Raw genomic sequence first — 15,177 nt, forward strand, 5'->3', positions numbered from 1 at the left:
GCTTCGCTCCACGCTTCCTCCCCACATTCGGTCGCCCTCGTGCAGTTGCGCTTCGCTTCGTTCGCTGTGATCAACTTACGGCGGGACTTGCACCCGCAAGAGTGCGCTCATGCTGAGCGCACAAGGAGAAAGGGCGCACGCGGCGCCCTTCGTCACTGCTACAGCGCCCTGTTCAATCGAGCTTGAGCTTTTGCTGCTCGACCACCTTTTTGTAGACTTCGAACTCAGCCTTGGTCTGGGCTGAGAACTGCTCGGGCGTGTTGGCCACGATCAGCGAGCCGGTGTCCTCGATGCGCTTTTTCACATCAGGCATCTCGACCGTCTTCTTGACCGCAGCGGCGACCTTGTCGATCACCTCCTTGGGCAGATTCTTCGGGCCATGGATGCCGTAGTAAGCCATGCGGTTGACAGGTTCCAGGCCCACTTCCTTGAAGGTCGGCACATTGGGCAACACGGCCAGGCGGTTAGGCGCCGCCACGACGATTGGGATCAGCCGACCGTCCTTGATAAACGGCAGGGCCGAGGGCAGGTTGTCGAAAATCATCGGCACCTGGCCGGCCACCGTGTCATTGAGCGCCGGGCCGGCGCCGCGATAGGGAATGTGCAGCACGAAAACATTGGCCAAGCTCTTGTAGAGCTCCATCTGCAGATGGCCGATGCCGCCGGTGCCCGAGCTGGCGAAGCTGTACTTGCCGGGGCTCTTCTTGAGCTCGGCGACAAAACCCTTGTAATCGCGCGCCGGGAACGAGGGGTGCACCGCGATCACATTGGGCGTGGCCGCCACATTGATGATGGAGGTGAAGTCGGTCAGCGGGTTGTAGGGGATCTTGGGGTTGATCGCCGGGTTCGACGCGGTGGTCGACACCGTGGCCATCCCCAGCGTGTAGCCGTCCGGCGCGGCCTTGACGATTTCGTTGGCGCCGATCGAGCCGCCGCCACCGGCGCGGTTGTCGACGAGCAGGTTCTGACCCAGATGCGCCTGGATCTTCTCTGCCAGCACGCGTGCGACGATATCGGTGGTGCCGCCCGGTGCAAAAGGCACGATCAGACGCACCGGCTTGGCCGGGTAGCTCTGCGCCAGGGCCAGCGGAGCGACCAGGGTGGCGGCGCTCAAGGCCACACAACGACGTATCCAGACTCGACGGCTCATCAGCGGTCTCCTTTTTGGGTCAATTCATTGATGTTTCTGGCGCGATGCTAACCACGCCCACCGGGGCCTATGCTAGCGGAACTACGTACAGCAACCGGCCATCACTCGCTCGCGCCGCCCAGCAAGCCGGCCTTGAGCCGCTTGTCCACCGGTCGCTCGCCGAGAAACACCTTCAGCAGGGCCAGATAGAACTCCGGCCCGGCAATCGCCGCACCGATGGCTTTACCGTTCAGGCTGATCACGGTGCCCTGGTCGGGAAGGTAGTCCATATCGATCAGGTCCTTGCTGCGCACCTTGGCGACTGCACGCAGCTGGGCGTTGAACTGCTCGATCTTGTCGGGCAGCGCGGCCTGCTCGGCCTCGCTGCAATTGCGCCGCACGCCCTTGGCGATGGCCTTGACGAACTCCTCGGTGCCGACGTCCAGCAGCATGCGGATGCGGATGCGCTTGGGGCCAGGTGTTGCATAGACCGCCGCCGGCGTGCTGGCGCTACGGCCCAGGTAGAGGGCCGCCAGATAGCCCTTCAGCACCGCCACCGCCCGCATGCCGACGCCGTTGAGCATCAGCGCGCTGCCTCCGAGCTGCAGCTTGTCATCGAAGTCATAGCCCTCGTAGCGGCGTGCGAGCGCAGGCGCATTGATGCCCAGGCACAGCAGCGCGGCCATGACCAAGCGGCGCTGTCGGTTCGGCACAGCCTTGCTGTGCGAACCTTCCTTTCGGGGAACCCCAGGGAAAAAAGCCATATCACTCTCCTTGCCTCAAGCCTAACGCAGCCGGCACATCACAGGCCGACAGCGCCCCGATGGCACACTGCCGGCCATGCCTGCCGTTCCCGCTGTTCCCGACTTTCTGCTTCTGTTGCCCGACGCGCTGCTGATACTTTGCGGTTTTTTACTGTGCCGCTATACGGCGCTGAACAGGCCGATCTGGGAGGCCACTGAGAAGCTGGTGTACTACCTGCTGTTCCCGGTACTGCTGTTCAACTCCATCGTTCGCACCCCGCTGGAACCGGCGCAGACCCTGAGCCTGGCGGGTGCCGGTGTGGCTGTGGTGCTGGCCGGCGTCGCGCTGGCCTATGGGCTCAGACTCTGCCCCGGTGTGGATGCTCGCGCCCATGCCTCTGGCGCCCAGGTGGCCTTTCGCTTCAACTCCTATATCGCGCTGGCGCTGGCCGAGCGGCTTCAGGGCGCGCAGGGCGTGGCCTGGGTGGCCCTGCTCGTGGCGCTGTGCGTGCCTATCTGCAATGTGGCCGCCGTCTACCCGCTAGCTCGTCACGGCGGCCAGGGCCTGCTGCGCGAACTGGCGCGCAACCCGCTGATTCTCAGCACCGTGGCCGGCCTGATCGCCAATCTGATGGGGCTGAAACTGCCCGATACCGCAGCACTGACCTTGAACCGCATCGGCCTGGCAGCCCTGCCGCTGGGCCTGATGGCGGTGGGTGCCGGCCTGCGCTTTGGTGCACTGCGCGATGCACCGCGGCTGGCCGCCGCGCTGCTGGCAATCCGCCATGCCGCCCTGCCCTTGCTGGCCCTGGGCCTGGGCCACTGGCTGGCGCTTCCGGCCGGCCAGCGCGTCGTGCTGCTGACCTTCGCGTCCTTGCCGACCGCCTCTAGCGCCTACGTGCTGGCCGCTCGCATGGGCGGCCATGCTGCCTTCGTGGCCGGCCTGGTGACTCTGTCAACTCTGGTTGGCATGCTCAGTCTGCCGTTCTGGTTGAGCCTGCTGTAGCGCCCACTCGATGTGCTCGGCCAGCATTTCGCTGGCGCTCGGCAGCGCGTCCCGCAAGGCCAGGCTGATGCCCTGGTCCGAGCCGGCCCGAAGCGCATTGCCCATCGCTACGGCCAGATTGCGCCGCCAGCGCGCATGGCCGATGCGGCGGATCGCCGAACCCTCGGTGAAGCGCAGAAACTCGGTCTCGCTCCAGGCCCACAGCGCCAGCAACCCGGGCGCACGCAGCGACTCGCGCTCGTCGAAGTCTGCCAGCGTGCTTTTGCCAGCGAATTTGTTCCAGGGGCAGATCAGCTGGCAATCGTCGCAGCCGTAGATGCGGTTGCCGATCAGCGGGCGCAGCTCGATGGGGATCGCGCCATCATGCTCGATGGTCAGATAGGAGATGCAGCGTCGCGCATCGACCCGGTAGGGCGCAACGATGGCGCCGGTCGGACAGGCGTCAAGGCAGGCCGTGCACTGGCCGCAGTGCGCGTTGACCGGCTCCGACTCGGGCAGCGGCAGGTCCAGATAGATCTCGCCGAGAAAGAACATGGAGCCACGTTCACGGTGCAGAGTCAGCGTGTGCTTGCCGCGCCAGCCGATGCCCGAGCGCGCGGCCAGTTCCACCTCCAGCACCGGCGCCGAGTCGGTGAAAACGCGGTAGCCGAAAGGGCCGATGGCCTGCTCCAGCCGGGTTGCGAGCTGCTGCAACCTCGCGCGCAAGACCTTGTGATAGTCGCGGCCCCGAGCATAGATCGACAGTTGTGCGCGCTGCGGATCGCCCAGGCCCTGCCACTCGACGGCTTGCCAGTCCTGCACACTGGCACGTGGCCGGTAGTCCATGCGCACGGTCAGCACGCGCAGTGTGCCGGGCACCAGTTCGGCCGGCCGTGCGCGCTTGAGGCCGTGGGCCTCCATATAGTGCATCGAGCCGTGAAAACCAGCCGCCAACCAGGCCGCCAGACCCGGCTCGGCGCTCGCGAGATCGATGCCGGCCACGCCAATCTGTGAGAATCCCAACTCAAGCGCCCAGGCGCGCAACTGCAGCAGCAGCGCTTGCGCATCCTTGTCACCGATTTTCTGTGGAGCCTCGTTCATTTGCGCATTCTAGAAAGCCGCCACCTGCTGTGGCCCGATGAAGCCGCCACCGAGGCCTTTGCCGCCCGGCTGGCACAGGCACCGGGCCTGATGAATTCCAGCATCGAGCTGCACGGCTCGCTGGGCGCCGGCAAGACCAGCCTGGTGCGCCATCTGCTGCGCGCGCTGGGCGTGACTGGCCGCATCAAGAGCCCCAGCTACGCAGTGCTGGAGAGCTATGAGCTACCGCAAGGCGAGGTCAGCCACTTTGACTTCTACCGCTTCGCCGACCCGCGCGAGTGGGAGGACGCCGGTTTTCGCGAGATCTTCACCCGGCCCGGTCTGAAGCTCAGTGAGTGGCCGGAGAAGGCCGAGGGCATGCTGCCCACGCCAGATCTGCGCATCTGGCTCGACACTCAGGACGACGACAGCCGCCGGGTCGAGCTGCAGGCCTGCACCGCCGAAGGTCAGGCCTTGCTGCAAGGGCTGCCGGCATGAGCCGCCGTCAGGCACTGCGCCATATGGGCGCCCTCGTCTTGCTCCTGCAGGCGCCTACCCTGCTGCGCGCCGCGCCGGGCAGCGCCAGCATCGTCGCGGTTCGGGTCTGGCCGGCGCCCGACTACACCCGGGTGACGCTGGAATCTGACCGCCCGCTGGCCGCCAAGCACTTCCTGGTCGACAGCCCGCACCGGCTGGTGATCGATATCGACGGGCTGGAACTCAGCGCCGGCCTGCGAGAGCTGCTGGGCAAGATCAAGCCGGACGACCCCTATATCAGTGCAGTGCGGGTCGGCCAGAACCAGCCGCGCGTCGTGCGCATCGTGCTGGACCTCAAGCAGCCGGTGGCGCCGCAGATCTTCACCCTGGAGCCGGTGGCAGCCTACAAGGACCGCCTGGTCTTCGATCTCTACCCTCAGCAGGAACGGGATCCGCTGCTGGCGCTGGTCCGTGAGAAGGAGCAGGCCGAGACCCAGGCCGCGCAGGCAGTACAGGATGCGCTGGGCGAGCTGATCGGCAAGATCGAGAAGCCGGCCGTGCTGCCCCCGGTCGCTGCTGCGCAGTCACCCGCGCCGCCCCCCACTCCCGCCACGCTGTCCGCCTCGGCCCCGTCGCTGCAGACGCCCGCGCCACCGCCAGCGCCGGGACCGATTGACCGCACCAAGCTGGACCGGTTGATCGTCATCGCCCTGGACCCCGGCCATGGCGGCGAAGACCCCGGCGCCATCGGCCCCAGCGGGCTGAAGGAAAAGGATGTGGTGCTGGCCGTGGCGCTGAAGCTGCGCGACCGGCTCAACAGCAACCCCAACATCCGCGTGATGATGACGCGCGATGCCGACTTCTTTGTGCCGCTGCAAGAGCGGGTGCGCAAGGCCCGCCGCGTGCAGGCCGATCTGTTTGTCTCCATCCATGCCGACGCCTTCTTCACGCCGAAGGCGCGTGGCGCCTCGGTGTTCGCGCTGAGTCAGGGGGCGGCCACTAGCACGGCGGCGCGCTGGATCGCGGCCAAGGAGAACCGGGCGGATCAGGTCGGCGGCGTCAACGTCGCCTCAGTCAAGGACCGCGAAGTACTTCGCGCGATGCTGGATATGAGCACCAGCGCCCAGATCAAGGACAGCTTAAAACTCGGCTCCGAAGTGCTGGGCCAGATCGGCAAGGTCGGGCGCCTGCACAAAAAGGCAGTCGAGCAGGCCGGCTTCGCGGTACTGAAGGCGCCGGATGTGCCCTCCATCCTGGTCGAGACTGCCTTCATCTCGAACCCGGAGGAAGAGGCCAAGCTGCGCGACCCTGACTACCAGGCACAGCTCGTGAATGCCTTGGCCACTGGCATCGCGCGCTACTTCGCGAAGAACCCGCCGCTGGCGCGGCACCGCTCGCTGTAGAGCGCCGGGCTCAGGCCGCCTGCTGGCGGCTGGCCTTCCAGCCGCCGTAGATCGCGATCAGGCCCGGGATGATGATCATGGCCCAGATGATCTTGCTCAGATGGGTCTGCACAAAGGGGATGTTGCCGAATATATAGCCGGCCACGGTGATACCGACCACCCAGATCAGGGCGCCAACCACGTTGTAGAGGGTGAACTTGCTACGGCTCATCTCGGCCACACCGGCCACAAAGGGAGCAAAGGTGCGGATGAAGGGCATGAAGCGCGCGATGATGATGGTCACGCCGCCATGTCGTTCGTAGAACTCGTGCGCCGCATTGAAGGCGCGCTTATTGAAAAAGCGCGACTGCTCCCACTGGAACACCTTGGGACCGAAGTAGCGCCCGATCAGATAGTTGGTCTGGTCACCAAGAATGGCCGCGATCAGCAAGACGGTGATGGCCAGCGGCAAGCTCATGACGCCGGTGCCGCACAGGGCGCCGACCACGAAAAGCAGCGAATCTCCCGGCAAAAAGGGCATCACCACCAGACCGGTCTCGACGAAGACGATCAGAAACAGCAGGGCATAGACCCAGGCGCCATAGGCCTGCACGAACGCAGCAATATGCTTGTCCACATGCAGGATGAAGTCGATCAGAAAGCTCGCGAATTCCATGGCGGCGGATTATGACCGGGCTTGATCCCGCCTCGATGACAGGACTTCTTACAATCAGCCCATGGATTTGTCTTCTCCCAGCGCGCCGGCGGCCCAGCGCCGCGCCATCCGCGAACTCCCCGATGAACTGATCAGCCAGATCGCCGCCGGTGAGGTGGTCGAGCGCCCGGCCTCGGTGGTGCGCGAGCTGGTGGACAACGCGCTGGATGCCGGGGCGGCCCAAATCACCGTCAAGCTGATGGCCGGAGGCGTGCGCAGCGTCGTTGTCGAAGACGACGGCCTGGGCATCCCGGTCGAGGAGCTCCCGTTGGCGCTCAAGCGCCACGCTACCAGCAAGATCCGCAATCTGGACGAGCTGGAATCGGTCGCGACGATGGGGTTTCGCGGCGAGGCGCTGGCCGCCATTTCCTCGGTGGCCGAGATGGCCGTGTCCAGCCGCTGCGATGGCGCGCCCCACGCCCACCGGCTCGACGCCCGCTCCGGAGAGCTGGCGCCGGCGGCGCGCGCCCGCGGCACCAGTGTGGAGGTGCGCGAGCTCTTCTTCAGCACGCCGGCGCGCCGCAAATTCCTAAAGACCGACGCCACCGAGCTGGCCCACTGCCTAGAGTCAGTGCGCCGCCATGCGCTGGCCCGACCCGATGTCGGCTTCACCGTCTGGCACGAGGGCAAGCTGGTCGAGCAATGGCGCATTGCCAGCTCCGAGCAACGCCTGGCCGATGTGCTGGGCACCGAGTTCATGGCCGAGAGCCGCGCGGTCTTCGCCGAAACCGGCCCGCTGCGCGTCTACGGCCGCGCCGGCCTGCCGGAGGCGGCGCGCAGCCGCGCCGACATGCAGTACGTCTATGTCAACGGTCGTTTCGTGCGCGACAAGCTGATCGCCCACGGCATCCGCTCGGCTTATGAGGATGTCTTGCACGGCCACCGCCAGCCTTGCTATGTGCTCTTCATCGAGATCGCGCCCGACCGGGTCGACGTCAATGTGCACCCGACCAAGATCGAGGTGCGCTTTCGCGATGGCCGCGAGATGCACCAGAAGGTGCGCTATGCGGTGCAGGACGCGCTGGCGCTCTCACGCAGCACCGAGGCCCCCGCCGCGATGGTCCAACAAGCCCAGCAGGCGGCGGCCGACGCGGCCGGTTTTCGCCCCGCGCCCGGCAATCCGCCGGCCTGGTTCGCTCAGCCGGCCGCCGAGCCCAGGCCGATCCATGGCGGCAGTACACCGAGCTGGCGCAGCCCCATTGCCAACAGCGCGCAAGTCTCGCTGGCCCTGGCCGAGGTGGCGACGCTGTACGGCCAGTCAGCAACACCTGCCCCCACCCCTGCGCCATACGCTGCAGCCCCTGCCCTGCCTCAGCACGACTGGCCGCTGGGACGTGCCATCGCCCAGATCCAGGGCGTCTATGTGCTCGCCGAAAACGCCCAGGGGCTGATCATTGTCGATATGCATGCCGCCCATGAGCGGGTGGTCTATGAACGGCTCAAGGCCAGTCTCGGCGCGGCCGCCATTGAGTCGCAGCCGCTCTTGATCCCGGTCACGTTCGCCGCGACCCCGCAGGAGATCGCCACCGCCGAGGCCCAGGGCCCTACGCTGGAGCGTCTGGGTCTTGATATCGCGCCGCTGTCGGCCAAGGTCCTGGCAGTGCGGGCCAGGCCGGCGGCGCTGGCCGGCGGCGATGTGGTGGAGCTGGCACGCAGCGTGTTGGCCGAGCTGGCTCAATTCGACGCCAGTCAGGCCATCGAGCGCGCACAGCACGAGATCCTTGCGACCATGGCTTGCCATGGCGCGGTGCGCGCGAACCGCCAGCTGACGTTGGACGAAATGAATGCCCTGCTGCGCGATATGGAGCGCACCGAGCGCGCCGATCAGTGCAATCATGGTCGCCCGACTTGGCGCCAGCTGACCATGCGCGAGCTCGATGCGCTGTTTATGCGCGGTCGCTGATACACAGCCGGCCGCCACCCCGAAGGAGCCGTCATGGCCACATTGAAACTGAACAAGAAAAACAGCAAACCCGGCCCCGTCGACAAGCCAGAGGGCGAGCGCCGCGGCCCCTTGCGCGGCAAAGGCGTCTCACGGCCGCGCCAGAGCCTGGCGGCGGCCCAGACCGAACGCGCCGAACGCCAGGCCGCTTTCGAGCAACGCCGGGCTTCCGAGGAGGCTCAGCAGCAACGACCCAACGCCGCTCGCCCGCCACGCCGCGACGAAGCGCCGCGCTTCGAGGATCGCCGCCCGCAGCGGCGCAGCGAGGGCGCACAACCGCCATACGAGCGACAGGACCGCCCCGTGCGCGGCGCCAGGCCCGAGTTTGCCGGTGAGCCGAGCCGACGCGACCCGCGTCAGGAGCCGCAGCGCTATGAGCAGCGCCCGGATGCCCGTCAGGACAACCGCCAAGAGCCGCGCCGCGATCAGCGTCGGGCCACCGGTCCGCGCCCCAATGTCCGCCCGCCCGAGCCGCGCGCCTTCTCGCAGCGCCCGGTGCCGCGTCACCGGGACGACGACGACGATGACGACGACAACTACCGCGATCCGAGCAGCGAAGGCGAGCGCCTGTCCAAGCACATGACCGCGCTGGGCATGGCCTCGCGCCGCGAGGCCGATGAGTGGATAGGCGCGGGCTGGGTCAAGGTGGACGGCAAGATGGCAGTGTTGGGCCAGCGCGTGCAGCCTGGGGTGAAGATCGAGATCGACCCGCGTGCCCACAAGGAGCAGGCCAAGCAGGTCACCATCCTGCTGAACAAGCCCATCGGCTATGTCTCCGGCCAAGCCGAGGACGGCTATGAACCGGCTTCGGTGCTCATCAAGAGCGCCAACCAGTGGAGCGAGGACCCCTCGGGCCTGAAATTTCACATCGGCCATAGCCGCGGCCTGGCCCCCGCCGGCCGCCTGGACATCGATTCGACGGGTCTGCTGGTGCTGACCCAGGACGGCCGTGTCGCCAAGACGCTGATCGGCGAGGACTCCAAGGTCGAGAAGGAATACCTGGTGCGGGTGGAGCTGGCCGGCGAAGGCGCGCCGATGGCGCGCTTCCCCGCGCAAGACCTGGCCCTGCTGAACCACGGGCTGGAGCTCGACGGTGTGCAGCTCAAGCCCGCCAAGGTCAGCTGGATCAACGACGACCAGCTGCGCTTCGTGCTGCGCGAGGGCCGCAAGCGCCAGATCCGCCGCATGTGCGAGCTGGTCGGGCTCAAGGTCGTCGGTCTGAAGCGGGTACGCATCGGCCGCATCAATCTGGGCCATCTGCCGCCCGGCCAATGGCGCTTTCTGTCGCCCTGGGAGCGCTTTGATTGAAAACAGCCCTTGCACCGACGCTGGGCTGGCAGATCGCCGCGCTGGCCCTGTTGCTGGGCCTGCAGCCGATCAGCACCGATCTCTACCTGCCGGCCCTGCCCGCGCTGCGTGCGGATCTGGCAGCGCCGATGGCGGCCACCCAGCTGACCCTGTCGGCGCTGATGCTCAGCTTCGGCTTCGGCCAGCTGCTGCTAGGCCCCCTCAGCGACCGCATCGGCCGCCGGCCGGTGCTGCTTGGCGGCCTTGCGCTGTATGCGGGGGCTGCAGTCGCCGGCGCGCTGGCGGCCGACATCTGGCTGCTGGTGATCTGCCGGGCTCTGCAAGGCCTTGCCTTGGCTGCGGCCGTGGTCGGCGCGCGCGCGATGTTGCGCGACTGGTTCGAGCCGCAGCAGGGCGCACGCGTGATGGCGCGGGCCCTGGGTGGCCTGGGTGTGCTGGCGATGCTCGCGCCTCCGCTGGGCGGAGCGCTCGCGGGCGCCTTCGGCTGGCGCTGGGCCCTGCTGGCCATTGCGCTGGCCGGCGCGGCGGCCCTGGCCCTGGTGGCACTGCGCATTCCTGAGAGCCTGGCAAGACCCGACCCCGAAGCGCTACGGCCGCGCCGGCTGCTGGCCAACTGGTCTTTGGTGCTTGCCCACCCCTCGTTTCGCGCCTACACCCTGCTGACCAGCCTGGCCTACGGCACGCTCTACACCTTTCTGGCAGCTTCGGCCTTCGTCTTCATCGACGTGCTGGGCTTGTCGCGCGGCCATTACGGACTGCTGGTGGGTCTGGGGGCGGCCATCTATGTGCTGGGCACCCTCCTGTGCCGGCGCTGGCTGGCACGGCTGAGCCTGGCCCGCACGGTGAGGCGCGGCGCATTCTTCACCTTCACCGGTGCTTGCGGTCTGGGTCTGGCCGCCTGGGTCTGGCCGCCCTCGGTCTGGGCGCTGATGATTCCCCATGTCTTCATCATGCTGGGCCATGGCGTGCTGCAGCCCTGCAGCCAAGCCGGTGCGGTCGGCCCCTTCCCCAAGCAGGCCGGCGCGGCGGCGGCGCTGTCGGGCTTCGCCTCGGCCCTGGTGGCCTTCGCACTGGGCGGCTGGCTGGGCCTGAGCCTGGACGGCACTGTGCGGCCGATGGCCGCGACGATGATGGTGCTAGGCCTGGCCGCTGCCGTCTGCGGCTGGACCCTGGTGCAGTCGCAGGAGCGGCACTTGCGGCCGGTGGTGCCTGCATGAGGCTCAGCCCGATCTGCCTGGCCGGCCCGACCGGCTGCGGCAAGACCGCCGGCGCGCTGGCGCTGGCCGAGGTGCTGCCCATCGAGATCATCAGCGTCGACTCGGCCCTGGTCTATCGCGGCATGGACATCGGCACGGCCAAGCCCACGCGGGCCGAGCTGGCCGCCGTGCCGCACCACCTGATTGACATCCTCGACCCGCTGGACAGCTACAGCGCCGCTCAGTTCGCCAAGGACGCGCAGCGCTTGGCCACCGAGATCCTGGCGCGCGGCAAGCTGCCGCTGCTGGTCGGCGGCACCATGCTTTATTTCAAGGCCTTGTTCGACGGCCTGTCGACCTTGCCGCAGGGCGACGAGACCCTGCGCGCGCGACTCGATGCCGAGGCAGCCGCGATCGGCTGGCCGGCCATGCATGCGAAGCTGGCGGCGGTCGACCCGGTCACCGCGACCCGCTTAGCGCCTGGAGATTCGCAGCGCATCCAGCGCGCGCTGGAGGTCTGGCATCTGGCAGGAAAACCAATGTCAGTGCTGCATGCCGAGCAGGAGCGCAGCGCCGGCGTCGACTGGCCGCTGCTTTCGCTGGAGCCAAACGACCGCGCCTGGCTGCACCAGCGTCTGGCGCGGCGCTTCGAGCAGATGCTGGACCAGGGCCTGATCGCAGAGGTCGAGCGGCTGCGCGCGCGCGGCGATCTACATCTGGGCCTGCCTTCGATGCGCTGCGTCGGCTACCGCCAGGTCTGGGAGGCACTGGACGCTGGCGACATGAAGACGCTGCCCGAGCGCGGCATCGCCGCGACCCGGCAGCTGGCCAAGCGCCAGCTCACCTGGCTGCGCAGCATGCCGCAGCGTCAGGTGATCGCCTGCGAGTCGCCCCAGGCGCCGCTGCATCTGCTGGCCGCCGTCCACCGGCTGCTCCATGATGGCCGTTCTTGACGCCCGGGGCCTGGCCAAGCGCTACGGCGACACCCCCGTGTTCGCCGGCATCGACTTGGCGCTGCAGGCCGGCGAGCTGGTGGCACTAGTGGGTGAGTCGGGCTGCGGTAAATCCACACTGCTGAACTGCCTGGCAGGGCTGGACAGGCTGGATCAGGGCCAGGTCTTGCTGGCCGGCCGGGACATTGCCGCGCTGCCCGAGCAGGCCCAGGCCTTGCTGCGTCGCCGCCATCTGGGCTTTGTGTTCCAGGCCTTTCATCTGCTGCCTCATCTGACGGTGGCAGACAACATCGGCCTGCCGCTGCTGCTGCTCGGTGCGCCCGACGCCGGCCGCGTGCGGCAGATGCTCGCGGCCGTGGGGCTGGACGGGCTCGATGCCCGCCTGCCGCGCCAGCTCTCCGGGGGGCAACTGCAGCGCGTGGCGATCGCCCGCGCGCTGGTGCACCGCCCGGCCCTGGTGCTGGCCGACGAGCCCACCGGCAATCTGGACCCGCGCCATGCCGCCCAGGTGCTGGACTTGCTGCGCAAGCAGTGCAAGCAGGAGGGTGCGGCCTGCCTGTTGGTGACCCATTCCGAACGCGCTGCCGCCGCTGCCGATCGCGGCCTGGTGATGAGCGATCAGCCCGGTCTGCAGCCATGGCACGCTGGCTGATCGCGCTGTCCTGGCCGGCACTCAAGGCCCAGTGGGGCCGGCAGCTGCTGGCCTTGCTGGCCATCGCGCTCGGCGTGGCCCTGGCTTTTGGCGTGCAACTGCTCAACAGCTCGGCTCTGGCCGAGTTCGGCGCGGCACAACGCAGCCTGGCGGGCACGCCCGATCTGCTGCTGCGCGGCAGCGACGGCCGGCCGATGGACGATGCCCTGCTAGAGAGGCTGATGCAAGAGCCCCAGGTCCAGCTGGCGGCGCCGGTCATCGAAGGGCAGGCGCAGGTCTTGACGGCAGGACGCTTCAATTTACGCCTGCTCGGGCTGGATGCCTTGCAGACCGCCCAGTTCAATCCGGCTTTGCTGCCGCGAGCATTCGACGAGAGCCAGACCCTGCAGTCCCTGCTGGCGCCAAACGCCGTATTTCTGAACGAAGCGGCGCTGCGGCGCCTGCCCAGCCCGCGCCCGCTGCACTTGCGGTTGCGGCTTGTGGGCGAGGATGGCCAAGCCCGCGATGCCGAGCTGCGCTTGGCCGGCAGCGTCGCCGCCCCCGGCGCACCACTGGCGGTGCTGGATATCGCAGCGGCCCAAGCCCTGCTCGGCCGGCTCGGCCGGCTCGACCGCATCGAGCTGCGCCTGCAACCTGGGGTCCAGGCCCAAGAGCTGACCCTACCGGACGGAACCATCTCCGCAGCGCCGCAAGACGAGGAAGATCAGATGGCACGGCTGACCCGCGCCTACCGCGTCAACCTTGGCGTGCTGTCGTTGATGGCCTTGTTCACCGGCGGATTTCTCGTGTTTGCCGTGATCTCACTGTCGGTGGCCCAGCGCCTGCCGCAGTTGGCGCTGCTAGGAGTGCTGGGCATGAGTGCGCGCGAACGCATGCAGCTGGTGCTGGCCGAGGCCGCGCTGCTGGGCGTGTTGGGCAGCGGACTGGGCCTGGCGCTGGGCGCCGGGCTGGCCGTGCTGGGACTGCGCCTGCTGGGCGGCGATCTGGGCAGCGGTCTGCTCGGCGGTGGCACGCCGGCCTTGCGGCTTGACCCCTGGCAGATGCTGTTGTTCGGCGCACTGGGACTGGCGGTCTGCCTGCTCAGCGCGCTATTGCCGGCCTTGGCCGTGCGACGCATGGCAGTGGCGCAGGTGCTCAAAGGGCTGGGCGCGGAGCTCCAGGCGCGGCTGCCGCGCTGGCTGGCGCCAGCCCTGCTGCTGGCCGGCGTGCTGCTGGCACTCTTGCCGCCGCTTGGCGGCGTGCCGCTGGCCGCCTATTTGGCGATGCTCTGTCTGCTGACGGGCGGTATCGCGGCCATGCCCGGCCTCGTGCGCCTGCTGACACGGCTGCTGCCGAGCCGGCGCAGCGCCGCTGTGATGCTGCTCAAGGAGCGCGCCCGCGACCAGGCCGGCGCGGCCACGCAGATGCTGGCCGGCGTGCTGGTGGCGCTGGCGCTGTCAGTGGCGATGCTGGTGATGGTGCACAGCTTTCGCGCCTCGCTGCAGGACTGGCTGCGCCAGATGCTGCCAGCGGACCTGTACCTGCGCAGCAGCTTGCAGAGCAAGGGAAACACAGCCCCGCTGGCGCCTGACTTCATCGAGGCGGTACGTGCCAGCGGCCTGGCACAAGACCTGGCTGCGCAGCGAAGCCGCCGCACCTGGGCCGTTGACCAGACCGAGCTGAGTCTGATGGCCCGACAGATACGCGATGAGCGCCGCCTGCCGCTGGTCGGGCCGCTGGCCGAGCCGCCGGCGCCGGGTTTGATGCCCATCTACATCAACGAGGCGATGCGCGACCAGCAGACGCTGCAGCCCGGCGCGCAGCTGGCGCTGAGCCTGAGCCCCGGTTCAGCGGCGCAGTCGACCCTGCAGTTCTTTGTGCGCGGCGTCTGGCGCGACTACAGCCGCCAAAGCGGCGCGCTGCTGATGTCGCTGGCCGACTACCAGCGCTGGAGCGGCGACACCCGCATCACCGAGCTGTCGCTGTGGTTGGCGCCCGGTTCTGACCCCGTACAGGCCCAGGCCGCGCTACGTGCGATGGCCGCCGATCCGGCCGATCTCGAGCTGGCCGCCACCGGCGAGCTGCTGGCTCTGTCGCTGCGCCTGTTCGATCGCAGCTTTGCGGTCACCTACTGGCTGCAGGCGGTGGCGCTCGGCCTGGGCCTGTTCGGCATCGCCGCCAGCCTGTCGGCCCAGTTGCTGGCACGCAAACGCGAGTTCGGCCTGCTGCGCCATCTGGGTTTCACCCAGGCCCAACTGCTGCGCTTGCTGGTGCTGGAGACGGGCCTGTTCACCGCAGCCGGCGCACTCGCCGGCCTCGCCCTGGGCCTAGGCGTCAGCGGGGTGCTGGTCTGGGTAGTCAACCCGCAGAGCTTTCACTGGAGCATGGAAATGAGCCTGCCCACTGCCCGTCTGGCCGCCCTGCTGCTGGCAGTGATCGCCGCCTCGCTGCTGACCGCCTGGCTCAGCTTTGCCAAGGCCGGCAGGGTCGATGCGGTGCAGGCGGTAAGGGAGGATTGGTGAGCGCCGCAACGCACCTGTCGGAGGCTTGTGCAGGTCAAGAGGGCCGTGTCGCAGTTCGTCATTCAGGCCGGCTGGCCAGGACAGCTCGCCCTGATACTGCGCGGCAGCCCTCAC

13 protein-coding genes are annotated in these 15,177 nt (G+C 68.1%); 9 read left to right on the forward strand and 4 right to left on the reverse strand.

From position 1 onward, the window contains the following. Positions 1–172 precede the first annotated feature (172 nt). Both OOZ63_RS14930 and OOZ63_RS14935 read right to left on the reverse strand, forming a co-directional pair. A complete protein-coding gene (locus tag OOZ63_RS14930; protein ID WP_266006336.1) occupies positions 173–1,150 on the reverse strand; it encodes a tripartite tricarboxylate transporter substrate binding protein BugE in 978 nt (325 codons plus the stop codon). A gap of 101 nt (positions 1,151–1,251) precedes the next feature. Beyond that, positions 1,252–1,893: a chalcone isomerase family protein gene (locus OOZ63_RS14935; protein ID WP_266006337.1), complete on the reverse strand. Its 642-nt coding sequence runs from the start codon at positions 1,891–1,893 to the stop codon at positions 1,252–1,254. Between the two features lie 76 nt (positions 1,894–1,969). Between OOZ63_RS14935 and OOZ63_RS14940 the strand changes: the two genes are divergently transcribed. Next, complete coding sequence (locus OOZ63_RS14940; protein WP_266006338.1) at positions 1,970–2,878, forward strand: AEC family transporter; 909 nt, start codon at positions 1,970–1,972, stop codon at positions 2,876–2,878. On the opposite strand, the gene queG is transcribed toward OOZ63_RS14940, so the two are convergent. Then, positions 2,828–3,958: a tRNA epoxyqueuosine(34) reductase QueG gene (gene queG / locus OOZ63_RS14945; RefSeq protein WP_266006339.1), complete on the reverse strand. Its 1,131-nt coding sequence runs from the start codon at positions 3,956–3,958 to the stop codon at positions 2,828–2,830. The two genes, OOZ63_RS14940 and queG, sit on opposite strands and share 51 nt — an antisense overlap. On the opposite strand from queG, the gene tsaE reads away from it, so the two are divergent. Together tsaE and OOZ63_RS14955 are read left to right on the forward strand one after the other, a co-directional pair. After that, on the forward strand, positions 3,959–4,435 hold the full coding sequence (gene tsaE, locus OOZ63_RS14950; RefSeq protein WP_266006340.1) for a tRNA (adenosine(37)-N6)-threonylcarbamoyltransferase complex ATPase subunit type 1 TsaE: 477 nt from the start codon (positions 3,959–3,961) through the stop codon (positions 4,433–4,435). It begins immediately after the preceding gene. After that, positions 4,432–5,817, forward strand: coding sequence for an N-acetylmuramoyl-L-alanine amidase (locus OOZ63_RS14955; protein ID WP_266006341.1), 1,386 nt, complete (start codon positions 4,432–4,434; stop codon positions 5,815–5,817). Before tsaE ends, OOZ63_RS14955 begins: the two co-directional genes overlap by 4 nt. Positions 5,818–5,827: 10 nt before the next feature. Here OOZ63_RS14955 and OOZ63_RS14960 read toward each other — a convergent pair whose 3' ends face one another. Continuing rightward, complete coding sequence (locus tag OOZ63_RS14960; protein ID WP_266006342.1) at positions 5,828–6,472, reverse strand: DedA family protein; 645 nt, start codon at positions 6,470–6,472, stop codon at positions 5,828–5,830. A gap of 61 nt (positions 6,473–6,533) precedes the next feature. Here OOZ63_RS14960 and mutL point away from each other — a divergent pair, with 61 nt between their 5' ends. Genes mutL through OOZ63_RS14990 form a run of 6 tightly spaced genes read left to right on the forward strand, consistent with a single transcriptional unit; the run spans position 6,534 to position 15,063 of the window. Beyond that, complete coding sequence (mutL, locus tag OOZ63_RS14965; protein ID WP_266006343.1) at positions 6,534–8,414, forward strand: DNA mismatch repair endonuclease MutL; 1,881 nt, start codon at positions 6,534–6,536, stop codon at positions 8,412–8,414. A gap of 33 nt (positions 8,415–8,447) precedes the next feature. Further along, a complete protein-coding gene (locus tag OOZ63_RS14970) occupies positions 8,448–9,761 on the forward strand; it encodes a pseudouridine synthase (protein WP_266006344.1) in 1,314 nt (437 codons plus the stop codon). Then, positions 9,758–10,978 (forward strand): Bcr/CflA family efflux MFS transporter, encoded by a 1,221-nt coding sequence (locus OOZ63_RS14975; RefSeq protein WP_266006345.1) that lies wholly within the window; start codon positions 9,758–9,760, stop codon positions 10,976–10,978. Before OOZ63_RS14970 ends, OOZ63_RS14975 begins: the two co-directional genes overlap by 4 nt. Next, positions 10,975–11,910, forward strand: coding sequence for a tRNA (adenosine(37)-N6)-dimethylallyltransferase MiaA (gene miaA, locus OOZ63_RS14980; RefSeq protein WP_266006346.1), 936 nt, complete (start codon positions 10,975–10,977; stop codon positions 11,908–11,910). The genes OOZ63_RS14975 and miaA overlap by 4 nt, the downstream gene beginning before the upstream one ends. Continuing rightward, the gene (locus tag OOZ63_RS14985) at positions 11,897–12,562 is read left to right on the forward strand and encodes an ABC transporter ATP-binding protein (RefSeq protein ID WP_266006347.1); all 666 of its coding nucleotides are present in this window, start codon (positions 11,897–11,899) and stop codon (positions 12,560–12,562) included. The genes miaA and OOZ63_RS14985 overlap by 14 nt, the downstream gene beginning before the upstream one ends. After that, a complete protein-coding gene (locus tag OOZ63_RS14990; protein ID WP_266006348.1) occupies positions 12,547–15,063 on the forward strand; it encodes an ABC transporter permease in 2,517 nt (838 codons plus the stop codon). Before OOZ63_RS14985 ends, OOZ63_RS14990 begins: the two co-directional genes overlap by 16 nt. Positions 15,064–15,177: the final 114 nt, after the last annotated feature.

Origin of the sequence: Paucibacter sp. PLA-PC-4 (assembly GCF_026241155.1) — a bacterium.
GTDB lineage: Bacteria > Pseudomonadota > Gammaproteobacteria > Burkholderiales > Burkholderiaceae_C > Roseateles_E.

Coding starts and splice junctions, on each gene's coding strand:
- OOZ63_RS14930 (WP_266006336.1), bottom strand. CDS start 1,150: ATGAGCCGTCGAGTCTGGATACGTCGTTGTGTGGCCTTGAGCGCCGCC.
- OOZ63_RS14935 (WP_266006337.1), bottom strand. CDS start 1,893: ATGGCTTTTTTCCCTGGGGTTCCCCGAAAGGAAGGTTCGCACAGCAAG.
- OOZ63_RS14940 (WP_266006338.1), top strand. CDS start 1,970: ATGCCTGCCGTTCCCGCTGTTCCCGACTTTCTGCTTCTGTTGCCCGAC.
- queG (WP_266006339.1), bottom strand. CDS start 3,958: ATGAACGAGGCTCCACAGAAAATCGGTGACAAGGATGCGCAAGCGCTG.
- OOZ63_RS14955 (WP_266006341.1), top strand. CDS start 4,432: ATGAGCCGCCGTCAGGCACTGCGCCATATGGGCGCCCTCGTCTTGCTC.
- OOZ63_RS14960 (WP_266006342.1), bottom strand. CDS start 6,472: ATGGAATTCGCGAGCTTTCTGATCGACTTCATCCTGCATGTGGACAAG.
- mutL (WP_266006343.1), top strand. CDS start 6,534: ATGGATTTGTCTTCTCCCAGCGCGCCGGCGGCCCAGCGCCGCGCCATC.
- OOZ63_RS14970 (WP_266006344.1), top strand. CDS start 8,448: ATGGCCACATTGAAACTGAACAAGAAAAACAGCAAACCCGGCCCCGTC.
- miaA (WP_266006346.1), top strand. CDS start 10,975: ATGAGGCTCAGCCCGATCTGCCTGGCCGGCCCGACCGGCTGCGGCAAG.
- OOZ63_RS14985 (WP_266006347.1), top strand. CDS start 11,897: ATGGCCGTTCTTGACGCCCGGGGCCTGGCCAAGCGCTACGGCGACACC.
- OOZ63_RS14990 (WP_266006348.1), top strand. CDS start 12,547: ATGGCACGCTGGCTGATCGCGCTGTCCTGGCCGGCACTCAAGGCCCAG.